This window comes from Pseudomonas cerasi (assembly GCF_900074915.1).
GTDB lineage: Bacteria > Pseudomonadota > Gammaproteobacteria > Pseudomonadales > Pseudomonadaceae > Aquipseudomonas > Aquipseudomonas cerasi.
In genome coordinates this window covers 5,060,912-5,075,000 of the sequence record NZ_LT222319.1, presented here as the reverse complement: position 1 = coordinate 5,075,000, position 14,089 = coordinate 5,060,912, and the positions used below count along the sequence as shown (strand labels likewise).

The 14,089-nt window shown below is 54.2% G+C and carries 10 protein-coding genes, 5 tRNA genes and 2 rRNA genes (1 of these 17 only partly in view); all 17 read left to right on the top strand.

Features of this window, described 5'->3' with window-relative positions; all coding sequences use genetic code 11:
* Positions 1 to 68, top strand: a tRNA-Ala gene (locus PCPL58_RS25060); it begins 8 nt to the left of the window's first position.
* Between the two features lie 241 nt (positions 69 to 309).
* Positions 310 to 3,201 (top strand): 23S ribosomal RNA (locus PCPL58_RS25055).
* A gap of 154 nt (positions 3,202 to 3,355) precedes the next feature.
* Positions 3,356 to 3,471: ribosomal RNA gene (gene rrf / locus PCPL58_RS25050) — 5S ribosomal RNA — on the top strand.
* A gap of 147 nt (positions 3,472 to 3,618) precedes the next feature.
* A complete protein-coding gene (birA, locus tag PCPL58_RS25045; RefSeq protein WP_065350700.1) occupies positions 3,619 to 4,578 on the top strand; it encodes a bifunctional biotin--[acetyl-CoA-carboxylase] ligase/biotin operon repressor BirA in 960 nt (319 codons plus the stop codon).
* Positions 4,568 to 5,317 (top strand): pantothenate kinase, encoded by a 750-nt coding sequence (locus tag PCPL58_RS25040; protein ID WP_065350699.1) that lies wholly within the window; start codon positions 4,568 to 4,570, stop codon positions 5,315 to 5,317. The genes birA and PCPL58_RS25040 overlap by 11 nt, the downstream gene beginning before the upstream one ends.
* Positions 5,318 to 5,324: 7 nt before the next feature.
* Complete coding sequence (locus PCPL58_RS25035; protein WP_065350698.1) at positions 5,325 to 5,753, top strand: hypothetical protein; 429 nt, start codon at positions 5,325 to 5,327, stop codon at positions 5,751 to 5,753.
* Positions 5,754 to 5,895: 142 nt separating this feature from the next.
* Positions 5,896 to 5,980 (top strand) — tRNA-Tyr (locus PCPL58_RS25030).
* A 24-nt stretch (positions 5,981 to 6,004) separates the two neighbouring features.
* Positions 6,005 to 6,078: transfer RNA gene (locus PCPL58_RS25025), tRNA-Gly, on the top strand.
* 26 nt (positions 6,079 to 6,104) lie between these two features.
* Positions 6,105 to 6,180 (top strand) — tRNA-Thr (locus tag PCPL58_RS25020).
* 165 nt (positions 6,181 to 6,345) lie between these two features.
* A tRNA-Trp gene (locus PCPL58_RS25015) sits at positions 6,346 to 6,421 on the top strand.
* Between the two features lie 46 nt (positions 6,422 to 6,467).
* Positions 6,468 to 6,836, top strand: a complete 369-nt coding sequence (gene secE / locus PCPL58_RS25010) for a preprotein translocase subunit SecE (RefSeq protein WP_002555502.1) — start codon at positions 6,468 to 6,470, stop codon at positions 6,834 to 6,836.
* Positions 6,837 to 6,845: 9 nt separating this feature from the next.
* Positions 6,846 to 7,379 (top strand): transcription termination/antitermination protein NusG, encoded by a 534-nt coding sequence (nusG, locus tag PCPL58_RS25005; protein ID WP_002555501.1) that lies wholly within the window; start codon positions 6,846 to 6,848, stop codon positions 7,377 to 7,379.
* A 118-nt stretch (positions 7,380 to 7,497) separates the two neighbouring features.
* The gene (gene rplK, locus PCPL58_RS25000) at positions 7,498 to 7,929 is read left to right on the top strand and encodes a 50S ribosomal protein L11 (RefSeq protein WP_002555500.1); all 432 of its coding nucleotides are present in this window, start codon (positions 7,498 to 7,500) and stop codon (positions 7,927 to 7,929) included.
* Positions 7,929 to 8,624, top strand: coding sequence for a 50S ribosomal protein L1 (gene rplA, locus PCPL58_RS24995; protein ID WP_002555499.1), 696 nt, complete (start codon positions 7,929 to 7,931; stop codon positions 8,622 to 8,624). The genes rplK and rplA overlap by 1 nt, the downstream gene beginning before the upstream one ends.
* 201 nt (positions 8,625 to 8,825) lie before the next feature.
* Complete coding sequence (rplJ, locus tag PCPL58_RS24990; protein ID WP_003431816.1) at positions 8,826 to 9,326, top strand: 50S ribosomal protein L10; 501 nt, start codon at positions 8,826 to 8,828, stop codon at positions 9,324 to 9,326.
* A gap of 79 nt (positions 9,327 to 9,405) precedes the next feature.
* Positions 9,406 to 9,771 (top strand): 50S ribosomal protein L7/L12, encoded by a 366-nt coding sequence (gene rplL / locus PCPL58_RS24985; protein ID WP_003317111.1) that lies wholly within the window; start codon positions 9,406 to 9,408, stop codon positions 9,769 to 9,771.
* Between the two features lie 221 nt (positions 9,772 to 9,992).
* Positions 9,993 to 14,066: a DNA-directed RNA polymerase subunit beta gene (gene rpoB, locus PCPL58_RS24980; RefSeq protein ID WP_065350697.1), complete on the top strand. Its 4,074-nt coding sequence runs from the start codon at positions 9,993 to 9,995 to the stop codon at positions 14,064 to 14,066.
* Positions 14,067 to 14,089 lie beyond the last annotated feature (23 nt).

The following is a 14,089-nucleotide window of genomic DNA, read 5'->3' as shown; positions in this document are numbered from 1 at the left end:
AGCTCAGCTGGGAGAGCGCCTGCCTTGCACGCAGGAGGTCAGCGGTTCGATCCCGCTTGGCTCCACCACTTACTGCTTCTGTTTGAAAGCTTAGAAATGAGCATTCCATTGATCCTGATGATCAGTGCCTGAATGTTGATTTCTAGTCTTTGATTAGATCGTTCTTTAAAAATTTGGGTATGTGATAGAAAGAAATATAGACCGGGCACCTCTTTCACTGGTGCGTGTCCGGGCTAAGGTAAAGTTTGTGAATGCAAACTTTCGGCGAATGTCGTCTTCACAGTATAACCAGATTGCTTGGGGTTATATGGTCAAGTGAAGAAGCGCATACGGTGGATGCCTTGGCAGTCAGAGGCGATGAAAGACGTGGTAGCCTGCGAAAAGCTTCGGGGAGTCGGCAAACAGACTGTGATCCGGAGGTATCTGAATGGGGGAACCCAGCCATCATAAGATGGTTATCTTGTACTGAATACATAGGTGCAAGAGGCGAACCAGGGGAACTGAAACATCTAAGTACCCTGAGGAAAAGAAATCAACCGAGATTCCCTTAGTAGTGGCGAGCGAACGGGGACCAGCCCTTAAGTTGTATTGAGATTAGCGGAACACTCTGGAAAGGGTGGCCATAGTGGGTGATAGCCCTGTACGCGAAAATCCCTTTGCAATGAAATCGAGTAGGACGGGGCACGAGAAACCTTGTCTGAATATGGGGGGACCATCCTCCAAGGCTAAATACTACTGACTGACCGATAGTGAACCAGTACCGTGAGGGAAAGGCGAAAAGAACCGCGGAGAGCGGAGTGAAATAGATCCTGAAACCGTATGCGTACAAGCAGTGGGAGCCCACTTTGTTGGGTGACTGCGTACCTTTTGTATAATGGGTCAGCGACTTATTTTCAGTGGCGAGCTTAACCGAATAGGGGAGGCGTAGCGAAAGCGAGTCTTAATAGGGCGTCTAGTCGCTGGGAATAGACCCGAAACCGGGCGATCTATCCATGGGCAGGTTGAAGGTTGGGTAACACTAACTGGAGGACCGAACCGACTACCGTTGAAAAGTTAGCGGATGACCTGTGGATCGGAGTGAAAGGCTAATCAAGCTCGGAGATAGCTGGTTCTCCTCGAAAGCTATTTAGGTAGCGCCTCATGTATCACTGTAGGGGGTAGAGCACTGTTTCGGCTAGGGGGTCATCCCGACTTACCAAACCGATGCAAACTCCGAATACCTACAAGTGCCGAGCATGGGAGACACACGGCGGGTGCTAACGTCCGTCGTGAAAAGGGAAACAACCCAGACCGTCAGCTAAGGTCCCAAAGTCATGGTTAAGTGGGAAACGATGTGGGAAGGCTTAGACAGCTAGGAGGTTGGCTTAGAAGCAGCCACCCTTTAAAGAAAGCGTAATAGCTCACTAGTCGAGTCGGCCTGCGCGGAAGATGTAACGGGGCTCAAACCATGCACCGAAGCTACGGGTATCATCTTTTGATGATGCGGTAGAGGAGCGTTCTGTAAGCCTGTGAAGGTGAGTTGAGAAGCTTGCTGGAGGTATCAGAAGTGCGAATGCTGACATGAGTAACGACAATGGGTGTGAAAAACACCCACGCCGAAAGACCAAGGTTTCCTGCGCAACGTTAATCGACGCAGGGTTAGTCGGTGCCTAAGGCGAGGCTGAAAAGCGTAGTCGATGGAAAACAGGTTAATATTCCTGTACTTCTGGTTATTGCGATGGAGGGACGGAGAAGGCTAGGCCAGCCTGGCGTTGGTTGTCCAGGTTTAAGGTGGTAGGCTGAGATCTTAGGTAAATCCGGGATCTTAAGGCCGAGAGCTGATGACGAGTGTTCTTTGAACACGAAGTGGTTGATGCCATGCTTCCAAGAAAAGCTTCTAAGCTTCAGGTAACCAGGAACCGTACCCCAAACCGACACAGGTGGTTGGGTAGAGAATACCAAGGCGCTTGAGAGAACTCGGGTGAAGGAACTAGGCAAAATGGCACCGTAACTTCGGGAGAAGGTGCGCCGGTGAGGGTGAAGCATTTACTGCGTAAGCTCATGCCGGTCGAAGATACCAGGCCGCTGCGACTGTTTATTAAAAACACAGCACTCTGCAAACACGAAAGTGGACGTATAGGGTGTGACGCCTGCCCGGTGCCGGAAGGTTAATTGATGGGGTTAGCGCAAGCGAAGCTCTTGATCGAAGCCCCGGTAAACGGCGGCCGTAACTATAACGGTCCTAAGGTAGCGAAATTCCTTGTCGGGTAAGTTCCGACCTGCACGAATGGCGTAACGACGGCGGCGCTGTCTCCACCCGAGACTCAGTGAAATTGAAATCGCTGTGAAGATGCAGTGTATCCGCGGCTAGACGGAAAGACCCCGTGAACCTTTACTATAGCTTTGCACTGGACTTTGAATTTGCTTGTGTAGGATAGGTGGGAGGCTTTGAAGCGTGGACGCCAGTCTGCGTGGAGCCAACCTTGAAATACCACCCTGGCAACTTTGAGGTTCTAACTCAGGTCCGTTATCCGGATCGAGGACAGTGTATGGTGGGTAGTTTGACTGGGGCGGTCTCCTCCTAAAGAGTAACGGAGGAGTACGAAGGTGCGCTCAGACCGGTCGGAAATCGGTCGTAGAGTATAAAGGCAAAAGCGCGCTTGACTGCGAGACAGACACGTCGAGCAGGTACGAAAGTAGGTCTTAGTGATCCGGTGGTTCTGTATGGAAGGGCCATCGCTCAACGGATAAAAGGTACTCCGGGGATAACAGGCTGATACCGCCCAAGAGTTCATATCGACGGCGGTGTTTGGCACCTCGATGTCGGCTCATCACATCCTGGGGCTGAAGCCGGTCCCAAGGGTATGGCTGTTCGCCATTTAAAGTGGTACGCGAGCTGGGTTTAGAACGTCGTGAGACAGTTCGGTCCCTATCTGCCGTGGACGTTTGAGATTTGAGAGGGGCTGCTCCTAGTACGAGAGGACCGGAGTGGACGAACCTCTGGTGTTCCGGTTGTCACGCCAGTGGCATTGCCGGGTAGCTATGTTCGGAAAAGATAACCGCTGAAAGCATCTAAGCGGGAAACTTGCCTCAAGATGAGATCTCACTGGAACCTTGAGTTCCCTGAAGGGCCGTCGAAGACTACGACGTTGATAGGTTGGGTGTGTAAGCGCTGTGAGGCGTTGAGCTAACCAATACTAATTGCCCGTGAGGCTTGACCATATGACACCCAAGCAATTTGCGTCGAATGACCAGATTGCGGTGACTGTGAAGACGACACGAACCGAAAGTTTGCGTCACGAACGACACCTGAATTGACTATCACATACCCGATTTGCTGAAGCGCGCCGTACGGCACGATTCGGTACCCGAATTTCTTGACGACCATAGAGCATTGGAACCACCTGATCCCATCCCGAACTCAGTAGTGAAACGATGTATCGCCGATGGTAGTGTGGGGTTTCCCCATGTGAGAGTAGGTCATCGTCAAGATTGAATTCCAGAAACCCTCATCGCTTACGCGTTGAGGGTTTTTGTTTGTCTAGTGCCTGCAAAAACCAGCGTGAAAACACGTTTTCGTTTCTATGCATCATGCCTCAGCGTGGCTATGATGCGTGCCTTATTGCCAGGCGATTCCAAATGCTGACCTTGTTAAAGCTTCTTGCCGATGGTGCGTTTCATTCCGGACAGGTATTGGGCGATGCCCTCGGCATAAGTCGCAGTGCTGTCTGGAAGCAGCTTCAGCAGCTTGAAGCGGATCTGGGCATAGATGTCCACAAGGTGCGTGGTCGTGGTTATAGACTCGCGACGCCTATTTCTCTTCTAAGTCCTGGCGGTATCGAACAGTCAGGCTTTCCTGCCAACTGGTCTGTTCGCACTTACGATTCCATCGACTCGACCAACGCTGAGGCCGCACGCCTGATCACTCAAGGCGTTCCTCTGCCTGTACTGGTGGTGGCCGAACAGCAGACTTCCGGAAGAGGGCGACGTGGTCGAAAGTGGGTAAGTCCCTTTGCTGAAAACCTGTATTACAGCCTGGTCCTGCGCATCGATGGCGGGATGCGTCAACTGGAAGGCCTCAGCTTGTTGGTGGGGCTCGCGGTGATGAATGTCCTGCGTGATATGGGCGTCCAGGGCGCAGGCCTCAAGTGGCCAAACGACGTGCTTGTTGGCAGGCAGAAGATCGCCGGCATTTTGCTCGAGCTGATTGGCGATCCGGCGGACGTTTGTCATGTGATCATCGGGATAGGGGTGAACGTAAACATGCGTTCTTCCAGCGAGGTGGATCAGCTATGGACGTCGATGAGGCTTGAGACAGGCGGCCTGGTTGATCGCAATCAGGTCGCCGCTCGTATAAGCACCCAGCTTGAGGCTCTTATGGCGGTTCATCGCACGGAGGGCTTTGCAGCATTTCATAAGGAGTGGGAGCGTGGGCACTTGTGGCAGGGGGCTGCGGTCAAGCTGCTCTCGGGGGTGGAGGTCGTGGAGGGAGTAGTGTTGGGGGTCGACTCACTTGGAGCGCTGCGGTTGGAGGTCAATGGTGTGGAAAAAAGCTTTAGTGGTGGTGAGCTGAGCCTGAGGTTGCGAGATGATTCTTGAGCTCGATTGCGGCAACAGCTTCATCAAGTGGCGCATTACCGCTAAAAGCGATGCAGCAGTGGTCAGCGGCGGTGTTGTGGACTCTGACGCAGCCTTGTTGGAGCACCTGCGTAATCTACCTGACACGACGTTCAGCGACTGCCGTCTGGTAAGTGTCCGCAGCGCCGAAGAAACGGCGCGTCTGGTTGCTGTCCTGGCTGGCGCGTTCTCGGTTGCCCCCGTCTGCGCAGTGCCTGCCCGCGAGCTGGGAGGGGTGATCAATGGCTATGACGATTTCGAACGTCTCGGCCTGGATCGCTGGCTGGCTTTTGTAGGTGCGTACCATCTTGTCAAACGTGCATGCCTGGTGATTGATCTGGGCACTGCCGTGACATCTGATTTCGTCGACGCCGGCGGTGCGCATCTTGGTGGCTTCATCTGTCCTGGGATGCCCTTGATGCGCAATCAGTTGCGCACCCATACTCGTCGCATCAGGTATGACGACACGGAGGCGGAAAGGGCGTTGGTTCGTCTAGTTCCCGGGCGGGCGACCGCAGAAGCGGTAGAGCGCGGCTGCTCGCTGATGCTTCGGGGGTTTGCAGTGACTCAGGTCGAGATAGCCCGTGGGTATTGGGGGGACGACTTTGCTATTTTTGTGACGGGCGGTGACGCTGCGCTGGTTGCGGATGTGCTGCCAGGAGCCCGAATTGTTCCTGATCTGGTCTTCGTGGGGCTGGCTCTCGCCTGCCCTTTGCGTTGAGGTCTTTATGCGTTGGTTATTTCTTCTGCTGTTGATGCTTAATGCCTTTTATTACATCTGGCATCAGCAGGAGGCTCCGCTCAGGGCCAAGGAGGTCATGCCCTTGTCGTTGCACCGTGCTTCTCAGCAGGATATCCGTCTGCTCAGCGAATCGGATGCTGGCCGGGTGTCCCACGATCCTGACACTAAATGTCTGTACGTTGGTGGCTTTGCCAGGCAAGAGGACGCGCGCCTGGTAGAGCAGCGATTGAACAGCCTGGATATCCAGTCTCAATATCAGTCAGTGCAAACGAGCGGGGCGACCGCCTACTGGCTGAAAATTGCGCCGGAAAGTCGACGCCTTGTCGAAGCAGGCTTGATCAGCCAGCTGAGTCAGGATTTCCCGCAATTAAAAAATCAAATAATGTCGTGCGAGGGCATTGCAACTGCTGATTAGTTTACATAGAATGGCGCCCGCTTCGCAGTGAGGTGAAAGTCTCACGAACGAAGTGGTAGTAGTCAACGCATGTAACCTCAGGTTTTTACTGAGAAAAAGGTTGACAGAAGGGTAGCATGAGTTGAGAATGCTGCCTCGCTTAGGAGGGGTTCCCGAGCGGCCAAAGGGATCAGACTGTAAATCTGACGTCTACGACTTCGAAGGTTCGAATCCTTCCCCCTCCACCAGATTTAGCGCGAGCTGCAAGTTGTGCGGGTATAGTTTAGTGGTAGAACCTCAGCCTTCCAAGCTGATGATGCGGGTTCGATTCCCGCTACCCGCTCCAGGCTTTTGGTTCATGCATAGTGTTTTGCTCTTGTAGCTCAGTTGGTAGAGCACACCCTTGGTAAGGGTGAGGTCAGCGGTTCAAATCCGCTCAAGAGCTCCATTGATAAAGGCAGATATGAAAATATCTGCCTTTGTTTTAGGCGGTTCCGCGCTGCGTGCGCCGTCTAAAGCTTGTTCGGAGGGCGTCGCCTGTTGGGTGCTCTCCGAATAAGGTGTTGAAAAACTCTTGTCAGGTCCGCATAATGGTCGGCCTGATTTTGCTTTTAGGTCAGTAGCTCAATTGGCAGAGCGACGGTCTCCAAAACCGTAGGTTGGGGGTTCGATTCCCTCCTGACCTGCCAGATTCCCTAGATGTAATCTGGCTTTCTTTTCACAGGATCTCCGTAGATGAATCCCAAGGCTGAAGCATCAGACTCTCGCTTTGATATGCTGAAGTGGCTCCTGGTAGTCGTTTTGGTTGTCGTGGGTGTTGTCGGTAATCAGTATTATTCTGCTGAGCCGATCCTGTATCGCGTTCTCGCTCTCCTTGTGATTGCCGCAGCCGCTGCATTTGTAGCGCTGCAGACAGGCAAAGGTAAGGCTTTCTTCGTTTTGGCGAAAGAAGCCCGTGCCGAGATCCGTAAAGTCGTATGGCCTACTCGCCAAGAAACCACTCAAACCACGTTGATCGTTGTGGCTGTTGTGCTGGTTATGGCGTTGCTGCTGTGGGGGCTCGATTCCCTGCTCGGCTGGCTTGTTTCCTTGATAGTTGGCTAAGGGTGTCCCGTGGCTAAGCGTTGGTACGTAGTGCATGCTTACTCGGGTTACGAGAAGCATGTCATGCGCTCGTTGATCGAGCGTGTGAAGCTGGCAGGCATGGAAGATGGCTTCGGCGAAATTCTGGTTCCCACTGAAGAAGTGGTTGAAATGCGTAATGGCCAGAAGCGCAAAAGCGAACGCAAGTTCTTCCCAGGTTATGTGCTTGTTCAGATGGACATGAATGAGGGTACTTGGCACTTGGTCAAGGACACCCCGCGTGTCATGGGCTTCATCGGCGGTACCGCTGACAAGCCTGCTCCCATCACTGATAAAGAGGCAGAAGCGATTCTGCGTCGTGTCGCTGACGGTAGCGACAAGCCGAAGCCGAAAACGCTGTTCGAGCCAGGTGAAGTCGTTCGTGTCACCGACGGTCCGTTCGCTGATTTCAATGGCACGGTCGAAGAAGTTAACTACGAAAAGAGCCGGATTCAAGTGGCGGTGCTCATTTTCGGACGCTCTACTCCGGTAGAGCTGGAGTTCAGTCAGGTCGAAAAGGCATAACTGAGCTGGAATCCCATACCCCGCAGCCCAAGGCTGTGGGGTTTTTTCGTCACTGGGATATACGCGTAAGTAACCGGGGAGCCTTTGTTGGCGCTTGAACCCGTAATTGGAGTGCCTCATGGCCAAGAAGATAACCGCATACATCAAGCTGCAAGTGAAAGCCGCTCAGGCTAACCCAAGCCCGCCAGTTGGTCCTGCTCTGGGTCAGCACGGTGTGAACATCATGGAATTCTGCAAAGCGTTCAACGCCCGTACTCAGGGTATTGAGCCAGGCTTGCCGACTCCAGTGATCATCACTGTATACAGCGACCGTAGCTTCACTTTCGAAACAAAAAGTACCCCTGCATCGGTTCTGCTGAAGAAAGCTGCAGGCTTGACCAGCGGCTCGGCTCGCCCGAACACCGTTAAAGTTGGCACCGTGACTCGTGCTCAGCTGGAAGATATCGCTAAAGCAAAAAATGCGGATCTGACTGCAGCTGACATGGAAGCGGCCGTGCGTACCATCGCCGGTTCCGCTCGTAGCATGGGCCTTAACGTGGAGGGTGTGTAATGGCTAAGCTGACCAAGCGTCAAAAGGCAATCGCCAGCAAGATCGAAGCTGGTAAATCCTACAATTTCGTAGACGCTGCTGCTCTGCTGACCGAGCTGTCGACCGTCAAGTTCAGCGAGTCTGTAGACGTTGCTGTTAACCTGGGTGTCGATCCTCGTAAATCCGACCAGGTTGTACGTAGCGCTACTGTACTGCCACACGGTACCGGTAAGACTGTACGCGTTGCAGTTTTCACCCAGGGTCCTGCTGCTGAAGCTGCTCTGGCTGCCGGTGCTGACCGCGTTGGTATGGACGATCTGGCCGCTGAAATGAAAGCTGGCGACCTGAACTATGACGTCGTTATCGCTTCCCCTGACGCAATGCGCGTTGTGGGTCAGCTGGGTCAGGTTCTCGGTCCTCGCGGTCTGATGCCAAACCCGAAAGTCGGCACTGTTACTCCTGACGTTGCTAACGCCGTCAAGAACGCCAAGGCTGGTCAGGTTCGTTATCGTACCGACAAAAACGGCATCATCCACACTTCCGTTGGCAAGGTCGGTTTCGACGCTGTCAAGCTGAAGGAAAACGTTGAAGCCCTGATCGCTGATCTGAAGCGTATCAAGCCTGCTTCTTCGAAAGGTATTTACGTCAAGCGCATCACCCTGAGCACCACTATGGGCCCAGGCCTGGTCATCGACCAGGGTTCGTTGGAAGCGTAAGACAAAATGGTACGGTGATTGATGCCGTACCGTTTGAAAGATTGGGGTCCCTGCCTGGCGGGGGCTATCCAAGACCGTAGGCGACGCAAGTCTTAAACCACAAGCCTACGCAGATGGTGCTCCCGGTTCCTTACCGAATCAGACACCAAAACGACATCTGGCTTCGGTCGGATGAAACGGTAACAAGCAGGAGTTAAACCCGTGGCAATTAAACTCGAAGACAAGAAGGCCATCGTCGCTGAAGTCAACGAGGCTGCCAAAGCTGGTCTGTCCGCTGTCGTGGCTGATGCCCGTGGCGTGACGGTTGGCGCAATGACCGGACTCCGTAAAGAGGCTCGTGAAGCTGGCGTTTACGTACGTGTTGTACGTAACACCCTGCTCAAGCGCGCTGTTGCTGACACTGAATTCAGTGTCCTCAACGACGTGTTCACTGGCCCGACCTTGATCGCGTTCTCCAATGAACATCCTGGCGCTGCTGCCCGTTTGTTCAAGGAATTCGCTAAAGGTCAGGACAAGTTCGAGATCAAGGCAGCTGCGTTCGAGGGCAAGTTCCTCGCAGCTAATCAGATCGATGTACTGGCAAGCCTGCCGACCCGTGACGAAGCAATTTCTCAGCTGATGAGCGTGATTCAAGGCGCTACCAGCAAGTTGGCTCGTACTCTGGCGGCTGTTCGCGACCAAAAAGAAGCAGCTGCAGCCTAAGGCTGAGTCAGATCTTTTCGCGTATTTTTGTTTATTTTGATGGTCGCGTAGGCCGTCCCCCAATTCAGGAAATTGAGTCATGTCCATCTCTCAAGACGATATCCTTAACGCCGTAGCTGAAATGTCCGTTCTGCAGGTTGTAGAGCTGATCAAGGCTTTCGAAGAGAAGTTCGGCGTTACTGCTGCTGCTGGCTCTGCTGGTCCTGCTGCTGCAGCTGCTGTTGTTGAAGAACAAACTGAATTCAACGTCATGCTGCTGGAAGCTGGCGAGAAGAAAGTAAACGTGATCAAGGCAGTTCGTGAACTGACCGGTCTGGGCCTGAAAGAAGCCAAGGCTGTAGTTGACGGCGCTCCTGCCCAGGTTCTGGAAGCAGTGTCGAAAGACGCAGCTGACAAAGCAAAAGCTACCCTGGAAGAAGCAGGCGCTAAAGTCGAGCTGAAATAAGCATCGATTTTGAGTGTCCAGCCCACGCGTTTAGCGAAAGGCTGATGGCTGGTGGCTTTTGCCACCGGCCTTTTTCCGTTATAGACGATTGGCGCTGTCAACGTCTGTAACGTGTGGCATCCACCGATGGCGGTGGCGCAAACCAAGGGGTTTGCAAGATTTTCTGGCTGCTTCCGTCGGGAGGGAGCCAAACAAGCAGGTGACCAAGCTGGGGAACGCTGATGGCTTACTCATATACTGAGAAAAAACGTATCCGCAAGGACTTTAGCAAGTTGCCGGACGTAATGGATGTGCCGTATCTCTTGGCCATCCAGCTGGATTCGTATCGCGAATTCCTGCAGGCGGGAGCGACCAAAGATCAGTTCCGCGACGTCGGTCTGCATGCAGCCTTCAAATCCGTTTTCCCGATCATCAGCTACTCCGGCAATGCTGCGCTGGAGTATGTAGGTTATCGCTTGGGCGAACCGGCATTTGATGTCAAGGAATGCGTGCTGCGCGGTGTGACTTACGCAGTACCTCTGCGAGTCAAGGTCCGTCTGATCATTTTCGACAAAGAATCGTCGAACAAAGCGATCAAGGACATCAAAGAGCAAGAAGTCTACATGGGTGAAATCCCCCTGATGACTGAGAACGGTACCTTTGTAATCAATGGCACCGAGCGCGTTATCGTGTCTCAGCTTCACCGTTCGCCTGGCGTATTCTTCGACCACGACCGTGGCAAGACGCACAGCTCCGGCAAGCTGCTGTACTCCGCTCGTATCATTCCTTACCGCGGTTCGTGGCTGGACTTCGAGTTCGATCCGAAAGACTGCGTATTCGTCCGTATCGACCGTCGTCGCAAGCTGCCTGCGTCCGTACTTCTGCGCGCTCTGGGTTACACCACCGAGCAAGTGCTTGATGCTTTCTACACCACCAACGTATTCCATGTGCGCGGCGAAAACCTGAGCCTGGAACTGGTGCCTCAGCGCCTGCGTGGTGAAATTGCCGTTCTGGATATCCTGGACGACAAGGGCAAGGTCATTGTCGAGCAGGGTCGTCGTATCACTGCCCGTCACATCAACCAGCTGGAAAAGGCCGGGATCAAAGAGCTGGAAGTGCCTCTGGACTACGTCCTGGGTCGCACTACAGCCAAGGTCATCGTGCATCCGGCAACCGGTGAGATCATTGCCGAGTGCAACACCGAGCTGAACACTGAAATCCTGGCCAAGATCGCCAAGGCTCAGGTTGTTCGCATCGAAACGTTGTACACCAACGACATCGACTGCGGTCCGTTCGTTTCCGACACACTGAAGATCGACTCCACCATCAACCAACTGGAAGCGCTGGTCGAGATCTATCGAATGATGCGTCCTGGCGAGCCGCCAACCAAGGATGCCGCTGAAACACTGTTCAACAACCTGTTCTTCAGTCCTGAGCGTTACGACCTGTCTGCTGTAGGCCGGATGAAGTTCAACCGTCGTATCGGTCGTACCGAAATCGAAGGCTCGGGCGTGCTGTGCAAGGAAGACATCGTAGCGGTCCTCAAGACCCTCGTTGATATCCGTAACGGCAAAGGCATCGTCGATGACATCGACCACCTCGGTAACCGTCGCGTTCGTTGCGTTGGCGAGATGGCCGAGAACCAGTTCCGTGTAGGTCTGGTCCGTGTCGAGCGCGCTGTCAAAGAACGTCTGTCCATGGCAGAAAGCGAAGGCTTGATGCCTCAGGACCTGATCAACGCCAAACCTGTTGCGGCGGCGGTCAAAGAGTTCTTCGGTTCCAGCCAGCTGTCCCAGTTCATGGACCAGAACAACCCGCTGTCCGAGATCACGCACAAGCGTCGTGTTTCCGCGCTCGGCCCTGGCGGTCTGACGCGTGAGCGTGCCGGCTTTGAAGTTCGAGACGTTCACCCGACTCACTACGGCCGTGTGTGCCCGATCGAGACGCCTGAAGGTCCGAACATCGGTCTGATCAACTCCCTGGCGGCCTATGCCCGCACCAACCAGTACGGCTTCCTCGAGAGTCCGTACCGTGTGGTCAAGGAAGGTCTGGTCACCGAAGAGATCGTCTTCCTTTCGGCGATCGAAGAAGCGGACCACGTCATTGCTCAGGCTTCGGCCGCAATGAACGACAAGCAAGAGCTGATCGACGAGCTGGTTGCTGTGCGTCACTTGAACGAATTCACCGTCAAGGCACCAGCCGATGTCACCCTCATGGACGTTTCGCCCAAGCAGGTTGTCTCGGTAGCTGCATCGCTGATTCCGTTCCTCGAGCACGATGACGCCAACCGTGCGTTGATGGGTTCGAACATGCAGCGTCAGGCTGTTCCTACTCTGCGTGCCGACAAGCCGCTGGTAGGTACTGGCATGGAGCGCAACGTTGCTCGCGACTCCGGCGTTTGCGTCGTGGCTCGTCGTGGTGGTGTGATCGACTCGGTTGACGCCAGCCGTATCGTTGTTCGCGTTGCCGATGATGAAGTTGAAACAGGTGAGGCGGGTGTAGACATCTACAACCTGACCAAATACACCCGCTCCAACCAGAACACCTGCATCAACCAGCGTCCGCTGGTCAGCAAGGGTGACCGTGTTCAGCGTAGCGACATCATGGCCGACGGCCCGTCCACCGATATGGGTGAACTGGCGCTGGGTCAGAACATGCGCATCGCGTTCATGGCCTGGAACGGTTTCAACTTCGAAGACTCCATCTGTCTTTCTGAGCGTGTTGTTCAGGAAGACCGCTTCACCACGATCCACATTCAGGAACTGACCTGTGTGGCACGTGACACCAAGCTTGGGCCAGAGGAAATCACAGCTGACATCCCTAACGTGGGTGAAGCTGCTCTGAACAAGCTGGACGAAGCGGGTATCGTTTATGTAGGTGCCGAAGTCGGCGCCGGCGACATCCTGGTCGGTAAGGTCACTCCGAAAGGCGAGACTCAGCTGACTCCGGAAGAAAAACTGTTGCGCGCGATCTTCGGTGAGAAAGCCAGCGACGTTAAAGACACCTCCCTGCGTGTACCAACCGGTACCAAAGGTACTGTCATTGACGTTCAGGTCTTCACCCGTGATGGTGTCGAGCGTGATGCGCGTGCCCTGTCCATCGAGAAGTCGCAACTCGACGAGATCCGCAAGGATCTGAACGAAGAGTTCCGTATTGTCGAAGGCGCTACTTTCGAACGTCTGCGCTCTGCGCTGGTGGGTCGTGTAGCAGAAGGCGGCGCTGGCCTCAAAAAGGGCCAGGAGATCACCAACGAAGTGCTCGACGGTCTTGAGCATGGTCAGTGGTTCAAGCTGCGCATGGCTGAAGATGCTCTCAACGAGCAGCTCGAAAAGGCTCAGGCTTACATCGTTGATCGTCGTCGTCTTCTGGATGACAAGTTCGAAGACAAGAAACGCAAACTGCAGCAGGGCGATGACCTGGCTCCAGGCGTTCTGAAAATCGTCAAGGTCTACCTGGCAATCCGTCGCCGCATCCAGCCGGGCGACAAGATGGCCGGTCGTCACGGTAACAAGGGTGTGGTCTCTGTGATCATGCCGGTTGAAGACATGCCGCACGATGCCAATGGCACGCCGGTCGATATCGTCCTCAACCCGCTGGGCGTACCTTCGCGTATGAACGTTGGTCAGATTCTCGAAACCCACCTGGGCCTCGCGGCCAAAGGTCTGGGCGAGAAGATCAACCGCATGCTCGAAGAGCAGCGTAAGGTTGCTGAGCTGCGCAAGTTCCTCAACGAGATCTATAACGAAATCGGCGGTCGTCAGGAGTCTCTGGAAGACCTCTCCGACAACGAGATTCTGGACCTCGCGAAGAACCTGCGTAACGGCGTACCGATGGCTACCCCGGTTTTCGACGGTGCCAAGGAAAGCGAAATCAAGGCAATGCTCAAGCTGGCAGATATGCCGGAAAGCGGCCAGATGCAGCTGTTCGACGGTCGTACCGGCAACAAGTTTGAACGTGCTGTAACGGTTGGCTACATGTACATGCTGAAGCTGAACCACTTGGTGGACGACAAGATGCACGCGCGTTCCACTGGTTCGTACAGCCTGGTTACCCAGCAGCCGCTGGGTGGTAAGGCACAGTTCGGTGGTCAGCGTTTCGGGGAGATGGAAGTGTGGGCGCTGGAAGCATACGGCGCGGCGTACACTCTGCAGGAAATGCTCACAGTGAAGTCGGACGATGTGAACGGTCGTACCAAGATGTACAAAAACATCGTGGACGGCGATCACCGTATGGAGCCGGGCATGCCCGAGTCTTTCAACGTGTTGATCAAAGAAATCCGTTCGCTCGGTATCGATATCGATCTGGAAACCGAATAACACGTGACGCGAATCGGGGGCAG